Origin of the sequence: Zhongshania sp., assembly GCF_029212375.1 — a bacterium.
In the GTDB taxonomy this organism is placed as follows: Bacteria; Pseudomonadota; Gammaproteobacteria; order Pseudomonadales; family Spongiibacteraceae; genus Spongiibacter.
Genome location: NZ_JARGNU010000001.1, coordinates 151,042 through 175,346, shown reverse-complemented (window position 1 = coordinate 175,346; position 24,305 = coordinate 151,042). Strand labels below are relative to the sequence as shown.

Annotated in this window: 18 protein-coding genes; 11 read left to right on the top strand and 7 right to left on the bottom strand. The window is 49.4% G+C overall.

Annotated elements, in window-relative coordinates; translation table 11 throughout:
- Positions 1-457: 457 nt before the first annotated feature.
- The 3 genes from secD to P1U47_RS00715 all read left to right on the top strand — a co-directional run bounded on the left by secD (position 458) and on the right by P1U47_RS00715 (position 5,495).
- Entirely contained in the window at positions 458-2,974 is a 2,517-nt protein-coding gene (gene secD, locus P1U47_RS00725; protein WP_301026593.1) for a protein translocase subunit SecD, read from the top strand.
- A gap of 124 nt (positions 2,975-3,098) precedes the next feature.
- Positions 3,099-4,070: a calcium/sodium antiporter gene (locus tag P1U47_RS00720; protein ID WP_301026592.1), complete on the top strand. Its 972-nt coding sequence runs from the start codon at positions 3,099-3,101 to the stop codon at positions 4,068-4,070.
- Positions 4,071-4,277: 207 nt separating this feature from the next.
- A complete protein-coding gene (locus P1U47_RS00715; protein WP_301026591.1) occupies positions 4,278-5,495 on the top strand; it encodes an EAL domain-containing protein in 1,218 nt (405 codons plus the stop codon).
- Positions 5,496-5,611: 116 nt separating this feature from the next.
- Here the strand turns inward: P1U47_RS00715 and P1U47_RS00710 are convergent, their stop codons facing one another.
- Positions 5,612-8,116 carry an FAD-binding oxidoreductase gene (locus P1U47_RS00710; RefSeq protein WP_301026590.1) on the bottom strand — a complete coding sequence of 835 codons (2,505 nt, stop codon included), beginning with the start codon at positions 8,114-8,116 and terminating at the stop codon, positions 5,612-5,614.
- 36 nt (positions 8,117-8,152) lie between these two features.
- On the opposite strand from P1U47_RS00710, the gene P1U47_RS00705 reads away from it, so the two are divergent.
- On the top strand, positions 8,153-9,154 hold the full coding sequence (locus P1U47_RS00705; RefSeq protein WP_301026589.1) for a class I SAM-dependent methyltransferase: 1,002 nt from the start codon (positions 8,153-8,155) through the stop codon (positions 9,152-9,154).
- 88 nt (positions 9,155-9,242) lie between these two features.
- Positions 9,243-9,749, top strand: coding sequence for a DUF2244 domain-containing protein (locus P1U47_RS00700; protein WP_301026588.1), 507 nt, complete (start codon positions 9,243-9,245; stop codon positions 9,747-9,749).
- An 8-nt stretch (positions 9,750-9,757) separates the two neighbouring features.
- Here the strand turns inward: P1U47_RS00700 and P1U47_RS00695 are convergent, their stop codons facing one another.
- Both P1U47_RS00695 and ybaK read right to left on the bottom strand, forming a co-directional pair.
- Complete coding sequence (locus P1U47_RS00695; protein ID WP_301026587.1) at positions 9,758-10,468, bottom strand: SIMPL domain-containing protein; 711 nt, start codon at positions 10,466-10,468, stop codon at positions 9,758-9,760.
- Positions 10,469-10,488: 20 nt separating this feature from the next.
- Complete coding sequence (gene ybaK, locus P1U47_RS00690; protein ID WP_301026586.1) at positions 10,489-10,962, bottom strand: Cys-tRNA(Pro) deacylase; 474 nt, start codon at positions 10,960-10,962, stop codon at positions 10,489-10,491.
- A 180-nt stretch (positions 10,963-11,142) separates the two neighbouring features.
- On the opposite strand from ybaK, the gene rimO reads away from it, so the two are divergent.
- Positions 11,143-12,456, top strand: a complete 1,314-nt coding sequence (gene rimO / locus P1U47_RS00685; protein ID WP_301026585.1) for a 30S ribosomal protein S12 methylthiotransferase RimO — start codon at positions 11,143-11,145, stop codon at positions 12,454-12,456.
- The gene (locus P1U47_RS00680) at positions 12,456-13,169 is read left to right on the top strand and encodes a 16S rRNA (uracil(1498)-N(3))-methyltransferase (RefSeq protein ID WP_301026584.1); all 714 of its coding nucleotides are present in this window, start codon (positions 12,456-12,458) and stop codon (positions 13,167-13,169) included. The genes rimO and P1U47_RS00680 overlap by 1 nt, the downstream gene beginning before the upstream one ends.
- Positions 13,170-13,257: 88 nt before the next feature.
- Here P1U47_RS00680 and P1U47_RS00675 read toward each other — a convergent pair whose 3' ends face one another.
- Positions 13,258-14,037, bottom strand: coding sequence for a helix-turn-helix transcriptional regulator (locus tag P1U47_RS00675; protein WP_301026583.1), 780 nt, complete (start codon positions 14,035-14,037; stop codon positions 13,258-13,260).
- Between the two features lie 387 nt (positions 14,038-14,424).
- Between P1U47_RS00675 and P1U47_RS00670 the strand changes: the two genes are divergently transcribed.
- From P1U47_RS00670 to P1U47_RS00655, 4 genes are all read left to right on the top strand, one after another.
- On the top strand, positions 14,425-16,857 hold the full coding sequence (locus P1U47_RS00670; RefSeq protein ID WP_301026582.1) for a TonB-dependent receptor: 2,433 nt from the start codon (positions 14,425-14,427) through the stop codon (positions 16,855-16,857).
- A gap of 107 nt (positions 16,858-16,964) precedes the next feature.
- Positions 16,965-17,897 (top strand): hypothetical protein, encoded by a 933-nt coding sequence (locus tag P1U47_RS00665; RefSeq protein WP_301026581.1) that lies wholly within the window; start codon positions 16,965-16,967, stop codon positions 17,895-17,897.
- Positions 17,898-17,952: 55 nt separating this feature from the next.
- Positions 17,953-19,134 carry a phosphotransferase family protein gene (locus P1U47_RS00660; RefSeq protein ID WP_301026580.1) on the top strand — a complete coding sequence of 394 codons (1,182 nt, stop codon included), beginning with the start codon at positions 17,953-17,955 and terminating at the stop codon, positions 19,132-19,134.
- Positions 19,124-19,675: a hypothetical protein gene (locus P1U47_RS00655; protein WP_301026579.1), complete on the top strand. Its 552-nt coding sequence runs from the start codon at positions 19,124-19,126 to the stop codon at positions 19,673-19,675. Before P1U47_RS00660 ends, P1U47_RS00655 begins: the two co-directional genes overlap by 11 nt.
- Before the next feature lie 207 nt (positions 19,676-19,882).
- On the opposite strand, the gene P1U47_RS00650 is transcribed toward P1U47_RS00655, so the two are convergent.
- The 3 genes from P1U47_RS00650 to P1U47_RS00640 all read right to left on the bottom strand — a co-directional run bounded on the left by P1U47_RS00650 (position 19,883) and on the right by P1U47_RS00640 (position 23,955).
- Positions 19,883-20,332 (bottom strand): hypothetical protein, encoded by a 450-nt coding sequence (locus P1U47_RS00650; RefSeq protein WP_301026578.1) that lies wholly within the window; start codon positions 20,330-20,332, stop codon positions 19,883-19,885.
- A 44-nt stretch (positions 20,333-20,376) separates the two neighbouring features.
- A complete protein-coding gene (locus tag P1U47_RS00645) occupies positions 20,377-22,722 on the bottom strand; it encodes a TonB-dependent receptor (protein WP_301026577.1) in 2,346 nt (781 codons plus the stop codon).
- Positions 22,723-22,905: 183 nt separating this feature from the next.
- A complete protein-coding gene (locus tag P1U47_RS00640; protein WP_301026576.1) occupies positions 22,906-23,955 on the bottom strand; it encodes an aromatic ring-hydroxylating dioxygenase subunit alpha in 1,050 nt (349 codons plus the stop codon).
- Positions 23,956-24,305 lie beyond the last annotated feature (350 nt).

Sequence of the window (24,305 nt, the reverse complement as noted above, 5' to 3'; positions counted from 1 at the left end):
CGCGAACTGCAGACACTGTATTTAAACACCATGCTCACCCCGTCACTTTGTACAAAACTAGACAAGCGCGCGGCACCGCCAATGCTTGCTTGGTTTTTTGCACTTATTGGGATGCTCGCCACTGGCGTTAACTTACAAGCCGCAGCGCTGGATACCGACAAAAATTTTAATAAGCATGACTCGGCTCAGGTTTTCGTTTTTTCCAATGGCAGCAATGCCGCCCTTTTATCTGGGCGTGATGACAATGATCATCGCTTTCATACACCAAGCGCGAATGTTTTTACTACTAGCCAACTAAATTGGCGCTTTATTGGCCTTGTACAATCAGCGGCTAACTGGGCTCCCGCACTACAAACGCTAGTTCATCTGCGACCGCCCCTGCGCGCACCCCCGTTTAAATAATCCTCCTTAATTTTTGTACTTCGATTTTTATTTCATTAATTTGAAAGGATTATTCATGCGATTCTTTAATACACGGGCGGTAATTTATTTGCTGCTCATACTGCTTGGTTTGTGCAGCGCGGCGCCTAACTTTTTAAATGCCAAGGCGCAAGAAAACTTACCAGCGTGGTTCACGCACAACACCTTAAAACTGGGCTTAGATTTGCAGGGCGGCTCACACCTGCTTATGAGCGCGGATACCACCCCACTCATTAACGGCGCGGTAGAGCGCGCTGCCGAGCAGCTATTGGCGCAGCTGCGAGAAAACAAGATTGCCTATGCAAAGCCACAGACCGACGGCACACGCTGGCAGCTAAGTTTGCGCAATGCTGCAAACTTAGAAAAAGCCAAGGCACTGGCCACTGAGCACAATAGAACCCCCGCCGGCGTGCGAATGTTTAAAGTCGCTGGCCAAGAAAATACCTTGAGCATCACACTAACGGAAGAATATATTGCGCAAATCAGAAAAGACGCCCTAGACCGCAGCCTAGAAGTGGTTCGGCGGCGGCTTAATGAAACCGGCTTGGTTGAGCCAAGTATTAGCAAGCAAGGCGACGATGGCGTGCTAATTCAAATGCCAGGTGTCAGCGACCCCGCTTATATCCGCCAACTATTGGGCACAACGGCGCAAATGTCTTTTCACTGGGTAGCGCGCCCGCAAAGCACAATACCGACAATGACCGTGCTAAGCAGTCAAGACCAGCAAGCCTATACCTTAGAAAAACAAGTCGCCATGAAAGGCGAGCATATTAGCGACGCGAGTTTGGGCTTTCACCAAAATACCGGCGAGCCAGTAGTCACCTTTGCACTCGACAATGTCGGCGCCAAACTCTTTGGCGACATGACCCGCAAAAATATTGGTAGAGCACTGGCAATCGTCCTTGATAATGAGGTGATTACGGCACCGGTAATACAAGGTGTTATTGGCAGCGGTCGCGGTGAAATAACGGGCAATTTTACATCCAGTGAAGCGAGCGATCTTGCCCTGCTACTCCGCGCAGGCGCTTTACCTGCGCCCTTGGCGGTTGTTGAAGAGCGCACCGTTGGCCCAGACCTTGGCAGCGATGCCATTCAAATGGGCTTATTCACCGGCGTGCTCGGCGCCGCTTTGGTCTTACTATTTATGACGGTCATCTACCGTGGCTGGGGCTTAATTGCCTGCTCGAGCCTGACCATTAATATTGGCCTAATCTTCGGCATATTAAGCCTGCTAAACGCCACACTCACCCTGCCAGGCATTGCCGGTATTATTCTAACCATCGGCATGGCCGTTGATGCCAATATTCTGATTAACGAGCGCATCCGCGAGGAATCGGCACGCGGCAAGCGCGCAATGGCCGCCATCAACGCCGGTTTTGATAAAGCCTATGCAACGATTATCGACGCCAACGTCACCACTCTTATCGCGGTTAGCCTGTTATTTATGTTCGGCAATGGCCCTGTTCGCGGTTTTGCAGTGACAATTGCCATTGGCTTAGTCACATCAATGTTTACCTCTATTGCGGTGACTCGCGTATTGATTAAATGGCATATACGCAAGCGCCAAAGAGATGTGCTGTCTTTCTCTGGCTTTGCGATGCTGGACCGGCTTAGCAAACGCAATACAAACTTCCTCGGTGGCCGGTTTATGGGCCTGGCCTTGTCCGCAATATTGTCGCTGGGCTCGGTGGCGTTATTTTTTGGCGCAGGCCTAAATTATGGCGTCGACTTCACTGGCGGAACCTTGGTGAATGTGAAAACTGAGCAACTCTCGGTACAGGGTTTGCGCAGCAATCTGCTGGCCCACGACTTTGATCGGGCAAGCATTCAGGAGTTTGGTGACGACAAGCAGTTTCTGGTTCGGCTACCCGCGCATAGCGGCGACAAGCAATTAAGCGCCAACGAAATTGACTCACTGAAAGCCGCCATCCTCAGTGAAGACCCTGCGGCGACCTTTCCCCGCGTAGATATGGTTGGCCCCAAAATCAGCGGCGGCTTTGCCGACGCCTCCATACTTGCCGTGTTATTGGCCGCCGCTGGCATGCTAGTGTATTTGTGGATTCGATACGAGTCGCATTTCGCCACGGCGGCCATCGCCACCATTGGTTTAGACATTACCAAAACCATTGGCTTTTTTGCCTTAACTGGACTGGAGTTCAACTTAACCGCCGTCGCGGCGCTGCTCGCGCTTATTGGCTATTCCATTAACGACAAAGTGGTTGTGTTTGACCGCGTGCGCGAGGGCCTGCGCGCCGATCCTAATGCGCCGCTGCTACACGTACTTAACGAAAGTATCTCCTCAACATTGACGCGCACACTCTTTACATCGGCAACCACGATATTGGCGATACTGCCAATGGCCGTGGCCGGCGGCGATGCAGTGTCGAGCTTTGCCAAGCCCATGCTATTCGGCATTATTGTTGGCACAAGCTCGTCAATCTTCATTGCCTCGCCGATCCTGTATTTTCTGGGTGTATGGCGCGAGCAAAAAGGCCTGAAACAACTCAGGCCAAGTGCCGAAGAAGTGAGGGAATCCTTAGCGCTTATGCCTTAAAGTGGATTAAGTCACACGGATTACGTCCGTGTGACTGTTTGCCTGCATTATGGCTTTTAACTACATACGTCACGACAAAGCCTCATCAACTTAACCGTAGTTCATTCATAGGTAGTACAAAAACATGACACTTGCGCTAATGGCCATTCTTGGTGGATTCGTGCTGTTAATTTGGAGCGCGGACCGCTTTGTTGAAGGCGCTGCCGCGACCGCGAAACATCTGGGTATGCCGAGCTTATTGATTGGCATGGTGATTGTCGGCTTTGGTACATCGGCACCCGAGATGGTGGTTTCGGCAATAGCGTCGCTAGACGGCAACCCAGACCTCGCGCTGGGCAATGCGATTGGGTCAAACATAGTTAACATTGGCCTGATCCTCGGTATTACCGCATTAATATCGCCGATCAGCGTTCACTCAAATATCGTGCGCAAAGAACTGCCGCTACTGACACTCATTGGTGGCTTAGTCGGCTTTATATTATGGGATGGCGCGCTTACTCGCTTTGAATCACTGCTATTGCTGGCAGGGTTTATTGGGCTTGTTAGCTGGACAATATTTGTGGCGCTGCGCACCCGAGGCGACCACTTAGAAACGGAAACGGATGAGTTGCTAATCGCGCAAGCGATGCCAATACGTAAAGCGCTGTTTTGGTTGGTGATGGGCTTAGTCGCACTGATCATCAGTTCCCGAATTTTGGTGTGGGGTGCAGTTACCGTAGCCCATGCACTCGGCGTAAGTGATTTAATTATTGGCCTGACCATTGTTGCCTTTGGCACCTCACTCCCCGAACTAGCGGCGTCGATCATTGCGGTTCGGCGCGGTGAGCACGACATCGCCATTGGCAATGTGGTGGGTTCCAATATGTTCAATCTGTTAGCGGTAATCGGCATTGCTGGCGTTATAAATCCCATGAGCTCATTTCCCGCCGACATAATTAGCCGCGACTGGGCCGCCATGATGCTAATGACCATCGGCTTGTTGGTGATGACCTTTGGTTTGCGCAAAACCGGCCAGCTTAATCGACTTAAAGGCGGCATTTTGCTGATTTCATTTGTGGGCTATAACGTGTGGCTGTTAAGAGCTGTTATGAGCTAACAAAATTCAACACAAGCTGGGATCCCAAAATCAGATCAATATTTTACTTAGCGTAATAAGTGATGGCTAACATCCAACGACCTACCAGCAAGCCGGTAGCCTATTCACAATTTTCGCAAAACCAAGTCGCGGGCCAATATTATTCATGGTCGGCGCTTGTATAAATGCTGTGACTTAGTTAATTTGTTAGTTCTTACAATTACTTAGATGATGGTGCAAGTGCAGTATTTCCCGTATTTTCAACCCATTATCGACATCAACCGCATGGCGATAATGGGTTATGAAGCGCTTGCAAGGACGCGGGATAAAAATGATCGAGTAGCGTCTATTGGTGCGCTATTTAGTGACCCAGATTTTGATCGGCGCGAGCTACTTACCATCGACCGCAGCGTGCGCGAGCAGGCTTTGGCGTATTTTGCCAAAAGTCAGCACGACGTGTTTCTGTCTTTAAATTTATCCCCCGAATGGATGGACCACATTGGTGACGATACACCCGTGCCCACCATTGCCATGACCCACAAATGGGGAGTGGATCCTAGCCGCATACTGATTGAGTTTGTTGAAGGCGCTGGCAACAACGACAATATGCAGAAATTGCTGGCGCGTTATCGTGCAGAGGGAATGCGCATTGCCATCGACGACTTTGGCGCTGGATCGTCACATTTAGACCGTATTATCGCCCTTGAGCCCGACATTATTAAGCTGGATATGAATCTTTTTAAACGGGCAATGGCTGGGGGTATATCCCAAGAAGTGGTGCAAAGCATTGCTCATTTAGCACGGCGTACTGGCAGTGAATTATTGTGTGAGGGCGTGGAAACCGAGCAAGAATTTTACTTTGCGCTGGAGTGCGGCGCGCGCTATGTGCAAGGCTATTTTTTTTGGCCAGCCCTGCCTGAGTTTATCGACCCCGACTCACCCAAAGAAATTATTCGGCTATTACTAGAAGGCTTTGTTAAACGCAATCTCAATCGAGAAAAGCAGTTAATGCAGTATATGCAAGAAATGGAGCATTATTTTTTGTCTGTGCAATCGGCTCTTAAAGATACCGAGCTCAATTATAATAGCTTGCACCAAGCACCCCATGGCTTTGCGAGGGTATTTGTATGCCGCCATAACGGCATACAAATTTCGCCAAATTATGAGCTATCTCACCACGCCGAAGACCAGTGCATCTGGCAGGTAGACGATAGCAACAGGGGCTCAAACTGGTCTATGCGCCCCTATTTCTATCAAGCCTTGGCGGCCAAAGAATTGCAACATAAAAACCAAGTGGCATCACAACCCTATCGCGACGTGCGCAGCGGGCGTATGTGCCAGACCATCGGCAAGGTCTTATCGAACGATAGAATCTTATTTGCCGCCATTCTGTGCTTGGATGACGATGATAGCGACCGCCAAGGTAATGGTTTTTACCGACGCTAATTTTTTTAGACTTGGCCTCGCACTCCTAAAATAGCGCGATACCGATACCCCACACCGCACCGCACCGCACCGCACCGCACCAATAGAGTGAGGGGCCGCATTTAATTTCAACGAACTTAATAATCAAATATATGTTCCAGCTCTAGCGACTGACTTTGTTCAGCGCTGGCAATCTCTTCTAAGAAATGCGTTAAGTCGGCTACGCCAACTAGCACAAAAATTCGCTCGCGCTCTTCATCGGAAACTAATACAGATCTGAATAGTTCACTGCCGGCGAGCGCCGACACATCGACGCCCGCACCGCCAAGCAGCGAGACAACGATTTGGTGATTGCCAGAAATATCACTAATCGCCCACTCGTCGGAGGCAAAGCGTGGCATGGTTTTGGTAAAACCGCCCCAGCGTGGCAGCGACATTAAGAAGTCGTCACCACCCCCCGCAAGCATTTCAACGCCGTCCGGCTCTTTGGGCAGGCGAATGCTATTGCCAATAACACGCTGGGCGGTGAGGTAAATGCGTTTATCGGTTTCGCCATAAGTAGCTTGCGCGGCGTATTTAATGGCTTTGGCGTAAAGTGATTTCAAACCAAACTCAGCGCAGAAAAATAATTTTCGCTCCCATTTACGCAGGGGGTGGTCTCCCCACAAACTGGTTTCCGCCCAGAGGCGATCGCGCCAGCCAGCAAAATCGAATTCATACCATGGCTCGTCGTAAATCAGCTTGCTGTAAGCGCGGTGGGCTTGTTGGATGATTTTGTCTTCTGGGGTGTCTTCACCATTGGCGCTCCAGCGCGTGAGGCGGCCAATACTGGCTTCGTAAGCGCCTTTGGCTAAATATTCCACTGTTGTGCTAATGCCAATTACCCGCAGCATGGTGCGGTACTCGGTATTGGCGGGGTAATTCTGACGGCTGATCGCAATGGCGCGGTCGTAGAGTGCCCAGTACTCTTCGATGCTTTCATAAAAAGGAAAAGTACTTGGGTCGCGCCCCTCGGCTAAATAGTCGGCGTATTCTTTGGGTTGAAACACCAAATACCATTCGGGAATGGTGAGGAAGGTTTGTTCTTCACCTCGGTAGTAATCGCCCAAGTTAGCCTTGGTTTGCGCGAGTAAATCACGGTTTAAGGGGTAGTATTTTTCCCAGAGTAAATTAACAAAGCGGTTATTTGGGTCGAGGCGGTACTTTAGCCCGAAGTACTCCTGCGCCTTGGGGTAGGCTGCAGCAAATTGTTCAGGACTCGCCTGTAATTGATACGGCAAGTAATAGGCACCGCCCAGCGCAATGGCGGCGTCGATCATTTCGGTGCTCCACACCTTTACCGCTTCTTTCGCGGCGGCATCGGTGCCTTGACGGTAGTAGACCACAAAGGCAAACACCTCGGTTTTCGCCCAATTAAGCAAGGTATTAGGATCGGCCTTGGCGTGGCGCACACTTACGTTAATGATATTGGCTTTATTACGCTGAAAAATATCCCGCATCTGCACCTGAAATTCGTCGAAGCGTTCTACTGGTACAAAGTATTCGCGCAGGCCGTAGCTGTATTCTGAACGGTCCGCAGGCTCCAATTCGGCCACATCATAACTGGCTTCATAGTTTCGCCACTCAACCCGCTCGGGGTAATACCAAATAGGGTCAATAATATGTTCGCGGGTCCATTTACCAAAATCCGAGGCGGCAACAAACTCGGCCGCTTTAACCTGCCAGTAATAGTCTTTGCCTTCTGGAATTAAGCGCTCGGCGACGGTTGGCGTTTTGTTGGTAGTGAGCCAACTCACATCCCGCAGGCGATTGTAGTGCGGGGGGTAAATGTCGGCGTTGTGAAAAACCACATCGCTGTTGTCGCGCACATTGTCGCGAAAGTGCGTTGCGTAGTCCTCTATTGGCATCACCCGCACTTTGCGCTCAACGGCAATATTATCTTCTAGCTGCAAGGTGGCCTCAACAATCACCCCTAAGCCGCCGTAGCCGCCAATGGCACCGTAAAAAATATCGGCGTTGGTATTAGGCGAGGCGTCTACTACATTGCCGTCGGCCAGCAGTAATTTTAATCCCAACACCGAGCCCACCAGTGGGCCTTCGCCAATATAGCGGCCGTGAACGTTCACGCTCAAGGAGCCGCCAACGGTAAAGTTGGCGTAGGTCTGCATAATTTTAATAGACAGATTATGCGGGTCTATCGCCGCTTGTAGATCGCGCCAGCGAATACCTGGCTGCACGGTTACGGTCTTGCGATCTTCATCAATCGCCAGCACTTTATTAAAACTGCGCATATCAATATGCAAGCTGTCGGGATAAGCCGTTTGCCCACCTTGGCTAAACCGGCCACCGCCAATAGATACGCGGCCGCTAGTGGCGCTCAGCGCCGCCTGAATATCTGCAATCGATTCTGGGCGTAGCACCTGCCCAACCCGCACCGCATTCAATTTACTCACGTCGTTAACGGTCAGCGGCAATACCGGTGGCACAAAGCCATCATCGCCACTGCGCAACACGGTTACCGTGGTGCCCACCGCCAAAACCACAACCAGCAGAACAAGAATGCTTGCCAGAACACGGAATACCCGCCAAAGTATTCGAACTGGGTTAACGCTATTGAATCGGGGGCTTTTTAGCTTGTACAAGGCCTAAACTCCAAATTTGATCATGAGTTGAGCGTAATGAATAAAAAAATGATAAACCCCATATCGCGACGCCAATTTGTGCAATATTTGGCGCTACTTGGCGCCATTGTCGCCAATCCCACCCTTAGCCAAGAGCAAGCGCCCGTTCCTGCGCCACTTGCGCCAACGCCGGCCACCAATAATACTGACGCGGGTAACTTTGCCTATATCTATCGCAACCCGCTACTCCGCGAGGAGTTTTTTACGTTCTTAGTTAATGTCTTTCATCTATACCCAGAACAGCAACTGCAACAATTAATTCAAGAAGCAGCAGAAGTTTATAATACCGACCAAAATGTCTATCGGCATTTGCAAAGCAAGTTGACAGATATTAAGCCGTTTCTCGGTGAATTAACATTTGCCCTACCCGCTTTAAACAAACAAAAAGCCACTATGGCAGCGCAAACCCTACAATTACTAGATAATGATCGCCGCTACGAGGGCTATTTAGAGATTGGTTCAACAGGGCGGTATGTCGACCCGCTAGAAGAAGAGTTCAATATTGTTGGCGAGCGCTATTTTGTAGCAGAGAAGGCGCCAAGCTATTCTTTGAGTGACATGATTGACCGCAACCAAATATACCAAGCCGGCCCTTATATTCCCTTGGCAGATTACCGCCCAGATATTGGCAAACACATCGCCAATAATTCCCTAGATTTAGTTACCGTGTTTATCGGCCTACACCACTGCCCCATTCCGCTGCGCGAGGAGTTTTTAAGCTCGATTCGCGACACGATGAAGCCCGGTGCCTATATGGTGATTCGCGACCACGACGCCCGCAACACCAAAATGCGTGCCGTGGTCGGCCTTGCCCACGACGTATTCAATATGGGCACCGAAGAAAGTTGGGAATACAACGCTAAGGAATTACGCCACTTTTACAGTTTGAGCTTTTTAGACACTTGGCTGAGTAATTCTGGTTTTGTGGGTGACGGCCGCCGCCTTTATCAAGCTGGCGACCCCACTCACAATGCCCTAATGGTCTATCGCAAGGCCTGATTCTATGTAGATTACCGTGGCGAGTTCTAAGATTTGCGGCTTTTCGTAAATCTGCTGCTAGACTCTGGGTAGCAAGGGAGACTTCGCTATGATTGATGTCCGCAATAAAGAACAGGGTTCAGAAATTATCCTGCGCCCCAATTGCTCGGCAGACTGGTCTGAAAACCGTCGTATCATTCAAACCGTGATGCTATTTAATGGCGTACTCGGCCTGTGCTTTGCCGCCAACGGCGCATGGCTGCTGCTGCCGTTTATGGGCTTGGAAGTGCTCTTGCTGTGGCTGGTATTAGGCAAGGTATTCCGCAAACTGCAAATTCAGCACATTGTCAGCCTCGACCCGCAAAATCTGAGCATTGATGTTGGCCATCAGCACTGCGAGCATCACTGGCAGTGGCCAAGACAAACCAGTTTCGTATTAGTCACCGTACTTCCCCACCCTTGGGATCCGCTGCAAATCAGTATTAGCCATTGCGGCGAATCCGTGAGTATTGGCGACTTCTTAAATAAAGACGATAGCCGCGAATTACTTAGCGCACTGCGCCAGAATGGCCTGCCAATCAGGCATTACTGCGGCCTTAGCAGCCTGCAAGTCTGACACTTTTCTCAATCAGACAAATAGTATTCTACCGTAGAAACCACCCGCACTTTTTTAATGTGGGGATTGTTTTTATCGCGATCGCCAATAGTGAACTGACCCTGCGAAGCGCGTTTTATTTTACCTAGCACGCTGTCTGAGTCGGCGGCGAATTTCTCGGCCACCGCCCGCGCTTCGCGGGTTGCCTCTTCGATCATCGCCGGTTTAACCTCGTTTAAGCGGGTAAACAAATATTCAGTTTGCGCCTGATAATTATTGCCGGTAAAGGCAATGCCCTGCTTGCCTAGCACCGACAACTGCTTACTAACTTCGCGCACACGTTCAATATCCTCGGAATACACGGTAACGGTTTGCTCTGCGGTATAACGGAATTCTACGCCGCCGTTGCCACCGTATTGCTGGGCTGATTTATCGGTGATTGCTGGGGCCGATATAGTCACTTCCTCGGCTTTAAAGCCCTTTTCCAGTAAAAAGCCCTGAATCGTCGCAATGCGCTGATCCAGTAAGGTATACAATTTGGGCAGGTCGTTACTGGCTTCGGTAAACAGAATCGGCCAAATCACCACATCAGCGGGGTATTCCCGCTCAGACAAACCTTTAACCGCCACGCTGCGCTCAAGCTGCCGGTAATTCACCGCGGCCTTGCCCATCAACAAACCGAGGGCAGACAAACCCAACACCAGCGCCAGCCCTAAAATCACCGCACTTTTGTTATTCATATTTCTTCCCTATTAAGTAATTAATCCCATTGCGCTATTGGCGCCAGCAGCCCGCCCGTCAAGGCCAATAAATCCTGGGCGGCCAACTCAATTTCCAAGCCCCGCCGCCCTGCACTTACGTAAATGCTTGCAAAACCCGCTGCTGACGCGTCTATCACCGTCGGCAATAGCCGTTTCTGCCCCAGCGGGCTCACCCCGCCCAGCACATAGCCGCTGGAGCGCGCTACATCTGCCGGCGCCGCCATCGCAACCTTCTTCACCTTTAATGCTTTCGCCATGGCCTTTAAATTTAACTGTCCCGCTACCGGCACCACCGCAACCGCCAAGCCCTTGGGTTCTTGGGCCACCACCAAGGTCTTAAACACCTGCGCCGCATTCAAACCTAGTTTCTCAACTGCCTCAAGGCCATAGGAATGGCTAGCAGGATCGTGACTATACTCATGTACGGTATGAGCGATTTTATGCTTTTTGGCGAGGTTGATCGCTGGTGTCATGTGGGTGCTCCGTGCTGTGTAAGATTGACTGTGGTGCTATTGCAGAGTTCCCGTCCGACATCAGACGTCTGACGTCGGACGGGAACTCCAGCCACGATTCCGCGCCACTAATCACAGAAACATAGGCGCCAGCCCCCCATTCCGGTAAAATGCGCCGCTTAAAGCATTTCAGAGGTTTCTATGACCAATCCCAAAGTCGGTTTCGTGAGTTTAGGCTGCCCCAAAGCGCTGGTAGACTCCGAGCGTATTCTCACCCAACTGCGCATGGAGGGCTACGATATTGTACCCAGCTATGATGACGCCGACGTGGTGGTGGTCAATACCTGTGGTTTTATCGACAGCGCCAAGCAAGAGTCGCTAGATGCCATTGGCGAAGCCCTAAAAGCAAACGGCAAGGTTATTGTGACCGGCTGCATGGGCGACGACGCCAAAATTCGCGCCGTACACCCAAATGTATTGGCGGTTAGCGGCCCGGCGGCCTACGAAGAAGTGGTCGGCGCGGTGCATGAATGGGCGCCGCCGGTACTAAACCACGACCCCTTTGTCGATTTAGTGCCGCCCCAAGGTATTAAGCTTACACCTCGCCACTACGCCTATTTAAAAATCTCCGAAGGCTGTAACCACCGCTGCAGCTTCTGCATTATTCCGTCGATGCGTGGCGATCTGGTCAGCCGCCCTATTGGCAGCGTGCTTGAAGAAGCAAAGCGCTTGGTTGATGCCGGCGTGCGCGAGATTTTGGTGGTTTCCCAAGACACCAGCGCCTACGGCCTAGACACCAAGTACAAGCTCGATTTTTGGAATGGCCGGCCCATTAAAACCCGCATGTTAGAACTGTGCGAGGCACTGGGTGAAATGGGCGTGTGGGTGAGGCTGCACTATGTTTACCCCTACCCCCATGTCGACAATGTCATTCCGCTGATGGCCGAGGGCAAAATTCTGCCCTACTTAGATATTCCCTTTCAACACGCCAGCCCCAAAGTGCTAAAAGCCATGAAACGCCCAGCGCATCAGGAAAAGACCCTTGATCGCATAAAAAAATGGCGTGAAATCTGTCCGGACTTGGTGATTCGCTCAACCTTTATTGTCGGCTTTCCCGGCGAGACCGAGGAAGACTTCCAGATTCTGCTCGACTGGCTGCAAGAAGCCCAGCTCGATCGGGTGGGTTGTTTTGAGTACTCGCCGGTTGAAGGCGCCACCGCTAATGATCTGCAAGACCACGTTCCCGATGACGTTAAAAAAGATCGCTGGCAGCGGTTTATGGTGGTCGCTCAGGAAATTTCTGCCGAGCGCCTGCGCGCCAAAATTGGCACTCAGCAGGAAATTCTCATCGACACCGTTGATGAAGAAGGCGCCATTGGCCGCAGCCTAGCAGACGCCCCCGAAATCGACGGCAAAGTTTACCTAGACGGTTTCACCGACGTAAAACCCGGCGATGCCTTGGTGGTGAACATCATCGACTCTGACGATTACGATCTGTGGGCTGAACCCGCTTAATGAATCTGCTGCTACTGCAGCCTGAGGACTTAGGCGCCGATTCCAATCACGTAACGCTAAACGATGCCCGCGCAGCACATATTCGCACTGTGCTGCGCGCGGCAACTGGCGACACCCTCAAAGTCGGTTTACTAAACGGCCTCACCGGCAGCGCCACCATCACTACAATGAGTGACAGTGGGGTTAGCCTTGAATTTGAACTGCACACCCCATCGCCGCCAAAACTGCCACTAACGCTACTCCTTGCCCTACCTCGGCCAAAAATGGCAAGACGAATTATTCGCGCCGCGACCGAATTGGGCGCAGCAGAAATCATCTTGCTGAATAGTTTTCGCGTCGAAAAAAGCTATTGGCAGAGCCCGTTGGTCGGCGACAAAGCTCTGTACAAAGCCATGCTAGAAGGATTAGAGCAGGCTGGCGATACGGTATTGCCAAGCCTTCGCCGAGCGACCCGCTTTAAACCTTTTGTAGAAGACGAATTGCCGAGCCTGTTAGAAAACAAAATAGGTTTGCTAGCGCACCCCTATGCAGATCAAAGCCCGCCGCAGGCCGTTAAACAGAACTGCGTACTTGCCATTGGCCCAGAAGGCGGATTTATCCCCTTTGAGTGCGAAAAACTCATGGCGGCTGGCATGCAGAGCTTTAGTCTTGGCCCGCGTATTTTAAAAACAGAAACTGCGGTATCGACCTTGATTGGACGCTTGTTTTTATAAAAAATTTTAGCGAACAGCAACAATTAAAAAACTGCGTTAAAAATTTAATTTATCCATAACAGACTTTTATAAAAATACGCGAATTTTTTCAGTGTTCCCCAGCATGCAAGAGCGATTTAATACGGCCACAATTCAAGGCCGCAATGAGTTCGGTTCGGCTTTTTACCCCAAATTTTTGGTATATACGCCGCAGATGATTTTCAATTGTGTAATTAGATAGGCATAGAGTCTTCGCAATTTCTTTATTGCTTTTGCCCTGCACTATTTCAAAAACGACTTGCTGCTCTCTGGGACTAATGCCTTTGGCGATATTTTCTAATTGATGCAGTGGTGATTCGGTAATGCATTCATTTCGTAAAATATTAATCGAATTTTCTAAGATGTGGTCACTGCTGTCAGACATCCAATCTTCCATCGCCGACAGCGCCTGTTCTACGCAAAGATTTTTGCGCTCCTGCAGCATCTGCATACCAATAACCAAGTGAAGATTTTTACTCAAGGGATGAATCATGCAAGCGGTTTGCCGATACCCGTAGGCGCCAAGGCCACGCCAATAAATACCACTGGGATCTGCTGGGCTAGGGAGCGTACTCGGAAAATTACTTTCTTTGGTTTTTACGCCAATGGCCATGCCTTGCACGGCATTGGGTTCTACTGATTTTTGTAAAAAAGAATCAACCTTATATAAGCGCAGGCGGTAATCGTCCATCGCTTCTGCTTGGGTGTGGCGCTGATAGATAAAGCTAATCGCCTTGTCGTCTTCTTGACGCTTGTCAAAAATAAACAGCGATATGCCATCTGCCTTAGAGCGATTTAACACCTTTTGGCTATGGCTGTGATTACTCATTTCAAAATTATTGTTATTCATTGCATAAGACCTTCTTTATGTATCGAAGAGTATATGACTTAGCATAGACGGTAATACGTACTTATGCCTACCCGCCAAACCGGAAATAAATTTCCATAAAAATCATGCACTTACTAATAGTACTATTTTCCATATTCGTTCGCTAACGTAAATATAACGGATTTCCGTCAATGCGCGTAGCCCATATCTCTTGTTACTGTGTGCTCAGACCAGATTAGGTTCTGCCCCTGCCAATAAGTAAAAAATTGGCAACAAGGGAAGCACTTAATATACGTCGAAATAACTCTAATAGATAGCGAGCGAACAATTACCAGCAGTATCTCTTTAAGCCGAGATTATCGATGCCATTTCAACAATCATCGAACTGCGTCACCCTGAGGTCAGCACATGAGTAAGCATTATAAGAAACACCCCTTAGTTATTGCCATTGCCAGTGCGGCAATGCTTTCTGCAAACAGTTATGCTGCACCGGCGCTCGAGGAGGTGATTGTTACCGCCAATAAACGTGCAGAAAATATCAATGACGTAGGCCTGTCTATTTCCTCCGTTAGTGGCGATCAAATGGCCGAGCAGAAACTAAGCTCCCTTGAAGAGATTTCTTCGGTGGTACCAGGCCTAGTGTTTTCGTCAAGCACGTCAAACACGCCAATATTCACTTTACGTGGTATTGGCTTTAACGAGCAAAGCTTGGGCGCCTACCCTGCCACGAGCTTATACATAGATGAAGCGCCAATGCCTTTTCCGGTCTTGGCTAGTCACGCCGCCTACGACCTAGAGCGGGTAGAAGTATTAAAAGGCCCCCAAGGCATTCTATTTGGGCAAAACTCAACTGGCGGCGCCATCAACTTTATTACCGCCAAGCCCGGCCAAGAGTTTGAAGCCGGCGGCGATGTGTCGATAGGCAACTACGCTCGCAAAGAACTCAACGGCTATGTGAGCGGGCCCCTGACCGACACCCTTGGCGCACGCTTAGCGATAACGTCGCTGCAAGCCGATGAATGGCAAAAAAGTGCCTCGCGCAATGACAAAAACGGCGCACAAGACTACTTCGCAGGCCGCTTAGTATTAGAGTTCACACCAACTGATCGCTCTGCCTACCTCTTCAACATTAACGCGTGGCAAGACAATAGCGACCCACAAGCCCAGCAATATGTCGCTTATAACCCCGCGATCAAAGTAGACAGTGCGACGGGCAACCCACCAGGCACATTAGCCGCGATTGCCGCGCAGCAATTCACCGCCGAAGATACCGAAGCCGCTGATTGGTCGCCGTATATCGACCCCTCGTCTGAGCGCGACTACTACCAACTGGTTGCACGTGGCGACTGGGATCTGAACGACGAGATGACCTTAACTGCCTTGTCTACCTACCAAGATTTTGAGCAAAAGCAATCTACCGACGGTGACGGCCTGCCGCTCGTGTTATTCGACTTAGGCCCGAGCTATGGCGAAATCGACACTTGGATTAGTGAAATTCGCTTGTCCTCCGTCAACGCCACCACCAAATGGGTTATTGGCGCCAATCTAGAAGAAAGCAATACCGCTGAAGACCAGACCCTAAACTACATTGACTCTACCAACTACACCGATCAAAACGCCTATATCAATACCAGTGGCATTTCCCTAGCACAGGAAATTTCTACTTATGCCATGTTCGGCAACCTCGACTACAGCCTAAGCGACGATCTCACCGTTAAAGTGGGGGCTCGCTATACCGACTCAACCATTAAGGTTAATAGCTGTAACTACGCCGCGCCGAATACCCCTGGCGCCATCGACGCCGGTGACGGCGCCAACACTGCGACCTTGTTTAATATTTTGGGCAACGCCCTAGGCACTGAAGCCTTTATCCCAATTGGCATCAATGGTTGCTATACCCTCAACGACAATAGCGTGCCTGGCGACCCATACGTAAATGAGTTAAGCGAAGACAATGTGTCGTGGCGCCTAGGAGCCGATTATGGTCTGGACGACGACACCTTAATTTACGCCAACATTTCCAAGGGCTATAAATCAGGAAGCTACCCTGCACTCGCGGCGGCTAACTTCTTCCAGCTAGACCCCGTTACCCAAGAGTCGGTGCAGGCCTACGAAGTGGGTATTAAAAGCTCGCTGGCGGGTAACTCCATACAGCTAAATAGCGCTGTATTTTACTACGACTACAAAGACAAGCAGCTGCGCACCAAAATCTTAGACCCAATCTTTGGCTTTCTCGACACCCTCGACAATGTACCCAAGACCGAGATTTACGGTTTAGAGGCAGACGTGACCGCCCAAGTCACCGACGGCCTGCGCTTAACTGCCGCGTTCACGTATTTAAAGTCTGAAGTTAAGGATTACCAAGGTGTTAGTTTCACCAGCGAAGCAGTGCGCGATGGCAACGGCGCCTTGGTGCTGGCTACCGGCGAAGCCGATTTCTCTGGCGACCCGATTCCCTTTACACCTGAACTGACCTATATGCTCGACGCGGAATACACCATTGCACTGAGTGGCGGCGCCGATGTTTACGCTGGGGTAAACATCAATGGCCAGTCTGAGTCTGACGCTGCTTTTGGTGGCAACCGCTTAAGCTATAGCCAAGACCAACGCGACGATGGCGCCAAGGCCATCACCGAGAAATTTAATGAAATGGAAGCGTACAGCGTGGTCAATGCACGCATGGGCTACCGCTCAGACGACGGCAACTGGCGCGTTACCTTGTGGGGTAAAAATATCCTCGACGAATATTACACCACGAACGTTATCGCCTCGTCCGACACCTCGGCGCGCTTTACTGGCCGCTCTAGAACCATTGGCCTGACCGTTGGCTACACCTATTAAGCGCTAAGATTATCAGTCTTTCATAATCATCCCTTGGCGGCACACAAACCATCTGGTGCCGCCCTTTTTACCCATTTCTATATTGAACAATCGCTAGGAGGCGAATAATGGCTAAATACACTATTGAATATCTCTCAGAAAACATTGAGCGCTACATACCCAACCCCGATATTTACAAATGGAACCAGAGCTACTATTTCAACTTCTACGACAGAGAGCAAAAGACCGGCGGTTTCTTCCGCATTGGTATTTTAGAAAACGTTGGCGAAATAAACTGTTTTGCCATATTTTTTAAAGACGGAAAACCGCTGTTTACCCGAGTTAATATGAACCTGCCCTATACGGATCAGCGCCTAGACCCAGGTATTACGGTAGCCGGTATTACCATGCGCGCAACCAAGTCGCTACAAACCGCCATCGTTAAAATTGAGACCGATGATTTCAACGCCGAATTGGAATGGGATTTAATTCATCCAATGGGCGACAGCATTGCGCTTAGTAAATGTGGTGACGACGATGCCATTGCCAAGGAGCTCACCTATGTTCACCCCGAAGGCTTTTGCCGCGTGGTGGGCGACATTCACCTTCGCACTGGCGAGACTATTCACATTGACGACAAGGGTTTTCGCGACCTGAGTGTAGGCCCACGAAACTGGACAGGCTTAATTCACTATCGCCTAGCCTGGCCCATTTTTGACAACGGCGTGAGCTGTGTTGCCGTGCACGGCATTACCACCCACGGCGACAGCTACCAAAAAATACTCCACGACGGCGAGCGCTGGCTAACACTCGAAAAAGTGGAAGAAACCATTACCTACGAAGACGACGACATTGGCTTTAAACACGTGCACTGGAAGGTTTGGGATGAGACCGGCAAGCTCTACGAATTTACCGGCGTCCCCCTATTCCGTTGGCAGTTTCCCTACGACTCCTTCATGTTCGTAGAGCAAATGATGGAGTACACCATGGCCGACGGCACCAAAGGCTACGGCATGGGCGAAGGCGGCTTTAGTTTTCCTTGGCAGGGCAACGGCAACTAATTAGGCCATTAAAACATCAATAAAAACCCGTTTTAACACCGCAGGCAGGACCATTATGAATGCAAACACAACAAGCATAAGCGACATGAATTCCGCGCTTATTGAACCGCGCATGGCCTACATACTGGAGCGCAAACTGCAGCGCAGTAAATTGGGGCCCTACACACCCAAGACCGCCAAAGAGATTGAACAAAGTTTAACACGGCTATTTATTGCCGATGGTTTGAACGATATTACTATTAGCGGCGTTAAGCGCATGACCGGCGGCGCCTCCAAGGAACAGTTTCTATTTCAACTGCAACACAGCGGCCTAGCAGAGCCTCAAGGCTATGTACTGCGCATGGACCCACTAGAGGGCATTGTAGAAACCTGTCGTTTGCGCGAAGCCGAGCTGCTGCAAGCACTGGCTGGCAGCTTTCCCGTACCCGAAATTTTAACAGTTGACGCCGAAGGCGACTCCTTGGGCAACCCCGGCTTGATTACCGGCTTTGTGTCTGGCGTTACCAAGCCAACGAGCTTAGAAGGCCAGAGTGTTTCCGGCATAGGCTCTAGCTACGGCCATTACGCCGAACTTATTGCACCGCAGTTTCTGGATATTCTGGTAAAGCTACACTCCTGGCAGGGCTGGGCCGATGCCGCGCTGCCAAATTACGTTATTCCCAAAAAGAACAGCACCGAAGCGGCGCTATACCAAGTTAATTTATGGGCTAGAACATGGCAGCAAGACTGCGTTGAACCGGTGCCCATGGTGACCTTAACTGAACACTGGCTTCGCGAAAACGCCCCCGTTTGTGAAGAGCCCTGCCTAGTTCACTGCGACTATCGCGTTGGCAATTTTATGTTCGAGGAGCCATCTGGCCAAATCACCACCATCCTCGACTGGGAATTAGCGCACTTTGGTGATTTTCACGAAGATCTCGCGTGGATACTTCAAAAACTGTTTGGCACCTGGAATGCCCAAGGCCAGTTTCTGGTGTGCGGATTAATGGAAAGGGACCACTTCATTTCTGAGTATCAGCGCTTGTCAGGTCGTAAAATCAAGCCCGATGTGTTGCGTTACTACGAAGTGCTCAATGCGTGGAAATGCGCAATCATGGATTTATCCAGCGCCATTATTGCTGGCCAACGCGCAAACAATCACCAAGACTTGCTCATAACTTGGCTAGGTTCTGCCGGCGCGGTATTTTTAGACCAGATCGAAATGCTACTCAAAGAGGAACTGCCAAATGCTGCCTGATATTTCAAACAGAATACGCAATCTTAGCAAGGCACTCGAAACCGTTATTATACCGGCTATTCCCGCCGACAATAGTTTCGCCGCCGAGCAAGCCGCACTAATGCTAGGGCATTTAAAAATGCTCGATCAGCAATGGGATTTTGCCTACCTCTACGAGAAAGGCTCCTTCGACAATATGTTGGCACTGGCAAGCAAGCTCAGCCAATTAGCAGAAGGCGGCGGCGAAAGCCAAATAGCTGCCGTGCAAACTCGCTCATTGATCGCCGCGCAACCCGACATGCTGCCGCTCACCGTAAACGCCATAAACGAGCTCACCATAGCCTTAGGCAAGGCCGTTGATAAACTTATTGCCGCCGCTTACAAAGATGGTAGTAGCGCATTTAAAACAGCAATGCTAAGTAGCATTTTGGATTACAACCATATCCAGTCGGCGCGGGAGCGAACGTGGTTTAAAGCCAATAATCTCGACCCAGATGTGCGAGATTTACCCTCAATGGAAGAAATGCTGAACTCCGAGAAATATTGCTATTCCGCGGCCTAGCAAAAATTCTCGGCGCTATTAACAAGCACTTACTAATACTGACAGAACATGCGGCAAAGATTTGCCAATGCTTCCAGTATTAGTCCATTTTGCGCGGTTCCCCCCCAGCACTTAATTTTAAAAACCGCTAGGCGAGCCATTCTAAGCGGGCCGCCAATGCACTTTTTAATACCGCATCCCTGCCTTGGGCCCGCTAAAATACCATCGCTATAAAGTGGGTAAGCCGGCGGAGCCTAAAAGTGGCGCTGTAAGGAGCGGAATTGTTGGCAGTGAAGCCGTACCAGGCGCCAGTAACCCGCCTTTGTTTAGTAGCACATCAATAGCATCCACCGGATTGGCCATTACCACCGTCAGCGTCGGCGAAACAACGCCAATGAGTGGCAGCGCCGTGCCATTGAAGAGGCCTAAAGCAACATCGGGGTTTAAGGCTGAGACGCCTAAATTGCCTAAACCACTTACAATTTGCAGTGGATCGCCGTTTAAAAGCCGCTCGCCAGAACCAGACAGCAGCGCCATCCCGCCCCCCAGCATTGGCAAACCCACCATATTGCCGCCAACCAAAAGGCCACTAACGACAGGTATCTCTTGAGATTGAATAATAGATGACGACATAGCCAATGCTAATATCGCTAAAGTGCGTTTAATTTTAATTGTCATATACCACCTCTTCGTATATCCGCCACCAATAGGTTTACGATCAATTAATAATCGTAAGAAAGTCTTAGACCATAGGTTCTCGGCGGCGCAAGGCGTTCAAAAGTACCGAAATCGACGGTCAAACTAGTCTCAGCGTACTTTTCCTCGCTCAGGTTTTTACCAAACGCCGATATACGTAAGCCTAAGTCTTCATATAAATAACTCACACGCGCATTAAATAGCATGTAGCTTTCCTGCTCAGTCGCTTTTGAGTTTTGCTGTGAAAAGAAGAAGCCGGAGTTGTAATACATATCACCAGATAACTCTAATGGGCCGCCAGGAATATCAAAGGTCTGGCTTAAGCTAAAATTAGCCGACAGATCTGGCGTTCTCGCAATCTTGTTGCCACTAAAGTCACGGCTCGGCTCAGGAGCACCAGAACCGAAGGGCAAACCGGTATCTTCATCGAAGCCACTAGCATTTTGATAATCCGTATAATTAGCTTCTAAATACGTTGCACCCGCGTTAACAACGAGACCAGGATTCCAGTCCAATAATGGCACCCATGTAAAATCAAACTCAGCGCCCCTTGTTCGCGCGGCTCCGGCATTCTCTGCAGAGATTGCGCCACCAGACAGCAATGATAATTTTGTTTCCTGCAAATCTTTTATCTCGTTATTAAAAACTGCAAAGTTAAGTGCAAGACCATCTATTATAGAAATCTTGCCGCCAATTTCTACCGAAGTAACCTCTTCAGGTTCAACGTAACCAGGCACCGTATACAAGGTAACTACATTATAGCTGCCACTTTTAAAGCCCTTCGCCCAGGTGGCGTACAACAACAGGCCATCTAGTGGCCTAAACTCAAAGGTAAGCTTGGGCGAAACATTTGTCTGCTTTACTTTGGGCTGATTAAACTGCAATGTTGGAATCGGCTCCTTCACACCAGGTAGATAGGTAAGCGTATTCTGCTTGGTAAGAAAGCGATCTTCTTCCTGATACCGAGCACCGGCAGTAATCGATAGCCAGCTTGTTATGTCGGCCGTACCTTGCGCAAATACCGAGTAACTATTCGTCTCTAGCATTCCTTGTGCGCCCAGCGATATTACGTCGCCAGCGGCTAAATCTGAAAAATCTAATCCCACATTATTCAAAATAGGTTGCAGTGTTTCTACAACCGGCTGCAGGGCCTGTTCCAAACCAACGCCATTCCCCACTGTTGCATAGAAGGGATCAAAGCCCGCTTCTTGCGTTAGGTAATACAAACCACCAACCCACCGCAACCATGACGGAGTTAGGCCCTCGTCATTAGAGATAAACTGTATCTCAGCAGACTTCAAATCGCTTGGTTCACCAGCGCCATTGAAAATGGCTAGATTCAAACTAGAACCATCAAAGTCGTAAACATTATCGTAGCTATTGAGTTTCTGGTAAGCGCCAAGCACTTTCACATCAAATAACGGGGTTTGCCAATTAATATTCGAGTAAACCGCCGCCGTGCGACTATGCGACACCGGCTCAGTATTCCCATACCATTCATAATCGCCCGGTGGGTTTATAACAACGCCGGTGATCGGCGCAGGCTTAACATTCGGTTCTACAAAGGCGATACTGCCTCGCTGCTCAATATAATATCCGGTTAAAGTCACATCCAAACTATCAACAGGAAACCATTTCACACTAAATCGGCCACCGCGGGTGACCTCGGCATCAAGCTTATCGAAATTAGGCTGCCCAGTGAGACTTTCGGGATCCTTTTTAACGTCATAGTATGAATCTACGGTGGAGTAAATGCCGGCAAGAGATACCGCTAGCGAATCTAATATGGGGTAGCTGGCGTAAAACTTAGCTTTCTTTGCGTCGAAACTCCCGCGCTCAACTCCGATACTCATTTCCGGATCAACCCCTGGCGACTTTGTAAAAACGCTAATAGCACCACCCGTTGAATTTCTTCCAAACAATGTTCCCTGCGGCCCTTTTAGCACCTCAACCCGCTCTACGCCTCCTAAGTCGGTTAACGTAGCCTGTTGGCTAGGTATGTAAATGCCGTCGACATAGGTAGCGACGGATGGGTCAAATGAGGGAATAAAAGCACTGGTACCGATACCTCGTAAATAAATTAGATTGAAGCCAGCGGAACCGGTGATGGTTAAACCCGGTGTAATACTCGGTAGATCTGCCGTACTTTGAATACCAAATGCGTCCAATTTCTCTTCAGAAAATGCTGCAATAGCAATTGGCACATCTTGTGCATTTTCTGTGCGCTTTTGGGCGGTAACCACAACTACTTCGAGAAATCTATTTGTGCGTTTAGCCTTAGCGTCATCAGCTCCGGCACTTTCTACACTTTGCGCTTGCGCAAGGTTACAAATTCCAATCACAGAGACTGCCATCGCAAATTTTGTTTTCATTATTCTCATCCCTATTAATATTATTTTTATATCTCGTCAATCAATAGAAAATCCAACTCAGCCAATTATTATTTTAAGCAAACATATTCCGCGATTGGATAAAACCGAAATATATCGATGCAGCGCGACATTAGCTAACAATAGCAAAAGTGCTTATCCGCGCCGCATACCTTCAGTAAAGCTTTAGCTTAAAGATGAATTCAGTTCGTCCTCAATTAATTTCTGCATGGTTCTTCGCACCATAATGGCAGCGCGGTCGCCTTTTAGAATTGCGGGACGTAGTTCCCAAAAATCTTTACCTGCCATACCATCCTGCACCTCTATAAGCATAGGCTCATCTTCTTCTGAAAATGCCTTGCTCACCAGGGCCTCCATCGCAATAGTGACCGCATCATTTTCTTTTAAAAAGTCACGGTAGAGTATGTGTCGATATTCTGTATTTCGCTCATCAACGGGGGTCAAAATTTGCGCACTTTTTATTAGCACCCCCTCCTCTCTAGGTCGGCCAGCTGGTGTAATACCCACTTCCAAATAGTAGCAACTACCAGGCGCCCACCACATATCATTCCAAAAATCGACTAAGGCTCCCGCGTCGACAAGCTGGGCCGGCGCAAAAAGAAGCGGAACTTCACCAGCGGGATTTAGGCGCTCAGAATAAACAATATTCCCTACTTTCCTGGCCGTAGTACTACCCGCAGCCATAGCGCTATTGCCTAAGGTTGTAGCGTGAAGAAATTGACCGTGGCTAAGATCCATTAAGTTGTCGAGTATTAACTCATAATTTACCGGCATAGTTAGCGTTGCCTCTGCCGTAGCAGTAAACGCTGCTGTATTATCCAGAAAGCTATAATCGGGAATTTCTGCTTCGTTCGCTAACTGCGGATCGCCCATCCATACCCAAATGAAACGGTATTTTTCAACAACAGGAAATGCACGTAGCACCGCGTTAGCGGGAAGTCCATCGCAGTCATCTGAATAAGGGTTGTATACACATAATCCAGTTCTATCAAAGCGCAGGCCATGATAAGGGCATTCAATAGTATCCCCTTCTATTCGACCTTTGTGTAATGGTGCAAATCGATGTGGGCACTCGTTACTCAGACCAATCGCGGCGCCGTTACTATCTCTGTAAAAAAGCACATTCCTACCAAGGATTTTCTTCTTTAGCGGCTTATCGTCGAGCTCGCTGATCCAAAATGCCACATACCATGCGTTATTTAAAAAATTCGCCACAGCACTTACCTCTTATTATAACTATTCAAATAGGCTGAACTGAAAATCAGAAGTCCAAGCCGCTCACGATTCGATAAAGCTTGATTTTTAGAGTTACCCTAGAATGTAAATTTATTTTTATATTTCACTCGCAATTCCAACGGCCTGACGTGACCGCACCTTCACAGGCTTACTACTGACGTCATATATCACATTGTTCGGCCAATTCTGCTTACAAGCCCAAATGAACAACTTTAGTCGCCAAGGACAATCTCTCACAGCCTTACCAGTCGGTCAATACCATTTAACACTGTACCCAAAGAAAACTATCAACCCGAAATACGGCCGCAACACAGCTGCGTAAATTCGCC

Bases quoted from the DNA above. Each gene is read 5' to 3' on its own strand.
- secD (WP_301026593.1), top strand. From the start codon at position 458: ATGCGATTCTTTAATACACGGGCGGTAATTTATTTGCTGCTCATACTG.
- P1U47_RS00720 (WP_301026592.1), top strand. From the start codon at position 3,099: ATGACACTTGCGCTAATGGCCATTCTTGGTGGATTCGTGCTGTTAATT.
- P1U47_RS00715 (WP_301026591.1), top strand. From the start codon at position 4,278: ATGATGGTGCAAGTGCAGTATTTCCCGTATTTTCAACCCATTATCGAC.
- P1U47_RS00705 (WP_301026589.1), top strand. From the start codon at position 8,153: ATGAATAAAAAAATGATAAACCCCATATCGCGACGCCAATTTGTGCAA.
- P1U47_RS00700 (WP_301026588.1), top strand. From the start codon at position 9,243: ATGATTGATGTCCGCAATAAAGAACAGGGTTCAGAAATTATCCTGCGC.
- P1U47_RS00695 (WP_301026587.1), bottom strand. From the start codon at position 10,468: ATGAATAACAAAAGTGCGGTGATTTTAGGGCTGGCGCTGGTGTTGGGT.
- ybaK (WP_301026586.1), bottom strand. From the start codon at position 10,962: ATGACACCAGCGATCAACCTCGCCAAAAAGCATAAAATCGCTCATACC.
- rimO (WP_301026585.1), top strand. From the start codon at position 11,143: ATGACCAATCCCAAAGTCGGTTTCGTGAGTTTAGGCTGCCCCAAAGCG.
- P1U47_RS00680 (WP_301026584.1), top strand. From the start codon at position 12,456: ATGAATCTGCTGCTACTGCAGCCTGAGGACTTAGGCGCCGATTCCAAT.
- P1U47_RS00675 (WP_301026583.1), bottom strand. From the start codon at position 14,037: ATGAATAACAATAATTTTGAAATGAGTAATCACAGCCATAGCCAAAAG.
- P1U47_RS00670 (WP_301026582.1), top strand. From the start codon at position 14,425: ATGAGTAAGCATTATAAGAAACACCCCTTAGTTATTGCCATTGCCAGT.
- P1U47_RS00665 (WP_301026581.1), top strand. From the start codon at position 16,965: ATGGCTAAATACACTATTGAATATCTCTCAGAAAACATTGAGCGCTAC.
- P1U47_RS00660 (WP_301026580.1), top strand. From the start codon at position 17,953: ATGAATGCAAACACAACAAGCATAAGCGACATGAATTCCGCGCTTATT.
- P1U47_RS00655 (WP_301026579.1), top strand. From the start codon at position 19,124: ATGCTGCCTGATATTTCAAACAGAATACGCAATCTTAGCAAGGCACTC.
- P1U47_RS00650 (WP_301026578.1), bottom strand. From the start codon at position 20,332: ATGACAATTAAAATTAAACGCACTTTAGCGATATTAGCATTGGCTATG.
- P1U47_RS00645 (WP_301026577.1), bottom strand. From the start codon at position 22,722: ATGAAAACAAAATTTGCGATGGCAGTCTCTGTGATTGGAATTTGTAAC.